The sequence below is a fragment of the Frankia sp. CcWB3 genome (assembly GCF_977927595.1).
In genome coordinates this window covers 1-4,287 of sequence record NZ_CDWRCK010000309.1, presented here as the reverse complement: position 1 = coordinate 4,287, position 4,287 = coordinate 1, and the positions used below count along the sequence as shown (strand labels likewise).

Genomic DNA, 4,287 nt, shown 5'->3' with positions numbered 1-4,287 from the left:
GTCTGCTGCGGAACGTGTCATGTTGGGAGAGCGTCTCCGTCTCCGAAACCGATCTCACGCCCGCCTACTCCGTGTGTGCGCCGACCTCCAAGACCCACAAGAGCCGTGCTTAGTCAGGGGGATCGGGTAGTGCACGACATCGTCACGAAAGGACCCTCCCGTGTTTCCGTCTCATCGCCCCAACGTCGCTTTTGCAGGGTTGACTGCTGCCGGCAAGACGACGCACGCCCGCCGGCTGGCGACGGAGCTGGGCTATGAGTACGTGTCGGCGACCGAGGTGATGCTAGAGATCTTAGGGATCGATGCGCCAGCGGAGGGGGTCTGGTTCGACAGGTTCGACCAGATCCGCACCGCCCGGCAGGGGGACGCGGCCGACATCGAGCTGGATCGGCGGCTGGAGAAGCTGGCGGCCGACCGTCAGGGCACCGTCTTCGATGCCTGGGCGCTCGCATGGCTGGCACCCGACCCGGTGGTACGGGGGTGGATCGAGTCCGACCTTGAGTCCCGCGCCCGCAAATGCCAGGTCTCCCAGGTACGCACCGCCCTGTCGCTGCACGACTGCCGCGAGCACGTCCAGGCCAAGGATTCCGACACCCGAGCCGGCTTTCTCCGCCGCCACCACTTCGACCTGTTCACCGACCGCCATCGCTATGACCTGGTGGTCTGCAACACCAACTTGATACCGATAGCCGACCGCGCCTGCGCGGACGCCGGGATCGTAGCGTTCACCCCGGTCGTGCGCGAGGCGGTGACCGCGCTCCTCGACAAGCGTCCACCGGGCGAACTTGCCACCCTGGCCGACCGCTATCCGGCGGAAATCCTGCGGATCGGGGCCGCGGGCCCCAGCACGGTTTCACGGGACTAGACGCCCAGGAAACCCCACGGCTGGAAGTCGTCACCCCCATTTCCCCACTGCTACACACCGGAGGTCACACTGTGCGTGTCGCGCTGCTCTACCCCGAGGTCTACGACATGGCCCGATTCCGGGAACGCCGCCGGGAGTTCCCTCCGTTCGGGGCTCTCTACCTGGCTGCCGTGATCGAGGACGCCGGCCACGACGTCGCCGTCATCCAGGTCCGGCCCGACCATCTGAGCCTGGACCTCACTGGCTACGACGCGGTCGGGTTCAGCCTCGCATCTTCCGCGACCTACGGATTCATGAAGGAAGCCCGCGAGCACAGCCAGATCGACCCCAGCGCGCTGGTGATGGTCGGCGGCGTGCACAGCAACTTCTACCCCGACGAATCGCTGCGCGACTTCCGTGCGGACGTGGTCTGCGAAGGCGAGTCGGAGGAGACGATCCTCGATGTGCTGGACCGGGCTGCCGCGGGCCAGCCCTTCACCGGCGTCGCCGGCACCCACTGGATCGAGGACGGGCGGGTCCGGACCGAGCCACCGCGCCGGCTGATGAGGGACATCGACCGGCTACCGCTGCCCGCCCGGCATCTGCTGCCCGTCGGGGACTTCGTGCTGGAAGACCGGCTAGCCGGCCGAGACATCCGCATGGCGCACGTGATGTTCAGCCGCGGATGCCCCTTCCCGTGCTCGTTCTGCGCGGCCGGGCAGACCCGCATCCAGTACCGCTCCGGGGCCAGCGCCCGCACCGAGTTGAACCAGCTCATCGACCGGTACGGCGTGCAGGGCTTCGCGATCGTCGACGACAACTTCATCGTCAACAAGCAGAAGGTCGGTGACATCTGCGATGCGGTCGGTGACCTCGACCTGTCCTGGTCGGCGCTGTCCCGCGTCGACACCATCGACGCGCCGTTACTGAAGAAGATGGCGACCTCGGGCTGCATCGAGATCAAATATGGAGTCGAGTCCGGAAGCGAGCAGCTCCTACGGGCGATACGCAAGAACACCACCCGCGAGCAGATCAAAGCGGCGTTCGCAGCGACCGCCGACGCGGGGATCGAGGGCAAAGCGTTCATCATCCACGGCTTCCCCGGGGAGAATGCCGAGACCACCGCGGAGACGATGAGCCTGCTGGCCGAGCTGGGATCGTCCCTGAGCCGGGTGTCGCTGTTCCGGTTCGTCCCCCTGCCTGGCACACAGGTCTACGCCGATCCCGACCGGTACGCGCTGCACGGCACGCACACCCAGCCCGACTGGGACCGCGACTGGTCGAAGTTCCACATCCACCACAACAACCGGCACTGGTGGGGCACCGCGGAGCAGTGGCAGGAGACCGAAGATTCCTACCAGCGGCTACGCCACTTCGTCGAAGACCACTGGAATGCACAGGGATGAACCCGACTCGGCCCGGCCCGTGCATGGCGGGGTGACGGACCGCTGATAGCGTGCTGCGGTGGTCGCCGTCGCTCCCCGTACCGCCGGAGCCGTCACGCTCACAGCCGACCAGGCCAGCTACTTGTGGAACTGGACGCTCACCCGGCAAGGGCTGCATCCCGATCATCGTTTGTCGTCCGTCGCCGAGATCGCATATGCCGGGCTGGGCCTCCACGCCGCGCGCTTACCCAGTCCGTTCGCGACCGTCCTCGCCCGCGCTGCCAGCCCCGAAGCCGCGACATCGCTATTCGCCCCCCAGTCGGGCCTCACCACGCTGCGGTGCATGCGCAAGACGCTGCATCTTCTACCGCTCGATCTGGCGGCCGTCGCGCATGCCGCGACCGCCCGCTACCGGTTGCGCGACGCCGCCCGAATGGCCGTCAACGCCGGTGTGTCCCAGCCCGTCGTGACCCGGGTGACCCGGCTGCTCATGCGGCTGCTCGCGGGCGGCCCGGTGCCGGTGCGGCAGATCGAAGCAGTCCTGACCGCCTGCGGCGAGCCGGTCGCGGCCGTCCGCGTCGCCGTGAAAACGGCGTGGGAACAGGGATTGCTCACCTACCTGAACCAGTCCGGTTGTTGGAATGCAGAACGCCGAGCCTTCGCGCTGACCTCCGACGTCCACCCCGGCCTGGACGTCGCGCAGGATCCCGGAAAGGCGACGCGAACGCTGGTGTACGCCTACTTCGACCGGTATGGGCCAGCGAATCTCAAGGACGCGACGTGGTGGTCGGCCCTGTCCCGGACCGCCATCACCGCCGCGCTGAACGCCTCGGATGCCGAGTGGCTGGAGGTCACCACACCGTGGAGCCCAGCCCGGGCCTACATGACCACCGCCCGGTACGAACAGTTCCTGGCTGCCGATCCCGCCGCCTACACGAGCGGGTTACACCTGCTCGCCCACGAAGACGTCGCGCTCAAGGCGTACTTCGAGACCCGAGAGAGGTATCTGGGCGGCCTACCGACAGAACAGGCGTTCAATCAGATCGGTGAAGCGCTACCCACGATCGTGCTCGACGGGCAGGTCCAGGGCACGTGGGCGTGGCACCCCGTCACCCGAACTGTCATTCCGACAGTCGTCCGCAACCGAACCGCCCTGACCCGCGGTGTCGCCGCCGCCGCCGATACGCTTACCGCCGCGCTGCGCACGGGCTGGCGCGACCGGACCCCGACCGCCGTCCGCCACGACCCCAACCAGCTCACCCTGGCCATCTGACTCTCCCAGCAACACCGGCCGGGCTCACACCTCACGCAGAGAAAGGTCCACCGCCATGCGTCCGCTGGCCGCCGGCTTTGACCTGACCGAGTTCCAGCAGTACGTCGCCGCCATGGAGAAGGAACGGGGGTTCTCCGAGCGCAGCGTCACGGAGCAGGCTCTGCTGCTGGGCGAGGAGGTCGGTGAGCTGTTCAAAGCCGTCCGCAAAAGCGAGAACCTCAGCACCGCGACAGGGTCGGTCGTCGGCTCCGTCGACGAGGAGCTCGCTGACATTTTGATCTTCGTGTGCGCCATCGCGAACCGGTGCGGCATCAACCTCAGCGATGCCCTCCTCCGTAAGGAGGCCCTTAACGAGACACGAGTCTGGGTCTCGACAGGTACGGCCTCCTGCCAGATAGGTGGTGCGGCCCGCCGCACCGGCGGCGCCACGGCACCAGGGGCGACAGGGGTCAGACGTCGGTAACTCGACGGGTGAACTCCAGCGCGGTGGGATCGTCCCCGGCCGCTCGGCTCAGAGGGACGGCGATTTCGCGGATGCGGTCCTCGACTACCGCATTCGGACATGTCTGGAGCGCTGCGACTGCGTCCAGCCCGGCGGCTCCCGCCGCGTCCAGGGCGGGCCTGTCCCCATCGAGGTGGCCACGGGCGACCGCAACATGCGCAAGGCCAATACCCTGCCAGTCGTCGCCGAACGTGGCGGCGGCGCGGGTGCCGTGGATGACCGCCATCCGTCCGCGGCCTGGAAGGTGGGACACAGCGATCGCCGTGTAGAGATCTTCCGGCTC

Annotated in this window: 4 protein-coding genes and 1 pseudogene; 4 read left to right on the top strand and 1 reads right to left on the bottom strand. The window is 67.6% G+C overall.

The features are described 5' to 3' along the window. Nucleotides 1-160 precede the first annotated feature (160 nt). From ACY5KJ_RS18105 to ACY5KJ_RS18090, 4 genes are all read left to right on the top strand, one after another. On the top strand, nucleotides 161-865 hold the full coding sequence (locus tag ACY5KJ_RS18105; protein WP_462189177.1) for a cytidylate kinase-like family protein: 705 nt from the start codon (nucleotides 161-163) through the stop codon (nucleotides 863-865). Nucleotides 866-936: 71 nt separating this feature from the next. Next, entirely contained in the window at nucleotides 937-2,250 is a 1,314-nt protein-coding gene (locus tag ACY5KJ_RS18100; protein ID WP_462189176.1) for a B12-binding domain-containing radical SAM protein, read from the top strand. 58 nt (nucleotides 2,251-2,308) lie between these two features. Beyond that, entirely contained in the window at nucleotides 2,309-3,502 is a 1,194-nt protein-coding gene (locus ACY5KJ_RS18095; RefSeq protein ID WP_462189175.1) for a DNA glycosylase AlkZ-like family protein, read from the top strand. Nucleotides 3,503-3,557: 55 nt separating this feature from the next. Then, the gene (locus ACY5KJ_RS18090) at nucleotides 3,558-3,965 is read left to right on the top strand and encodes a MazG nucleotide pyrophosphohydrolase domain-containing protein (protein WP_462203918.1); all 408 of its coding nucleotides are present in this window, start codon (nucleotides 3,558-3,560) and stop codon (nucleotides 3,963-3,965) included. On the opposite strand, the pseudogene ACY5KJ_RS18085 reads toward ACY5KJ_RS18090, so the two are convergent. Then, a pseudogene (locus ACY5KJ_RS18085) lies at nucleotides 3,952-4,287 on the bottom strand (hypothetical protein); the annotation flags it as partial. The gene ACY5KJ_RS18090 and the pseudogene ACY5KJ_RS18085 overlap by 14 nt on opposite strands.

What these genes read in the sequence shown, in the direction of transcription:
- ACY5KJ_RS18090 (WP_462203918.1), top strand. Translation starts at nt 3,558, where the DNA reads ATGCGTCCGCTGGCCGCCGGCTTTGACCTGACCGAGTTCCAGCAGTAC.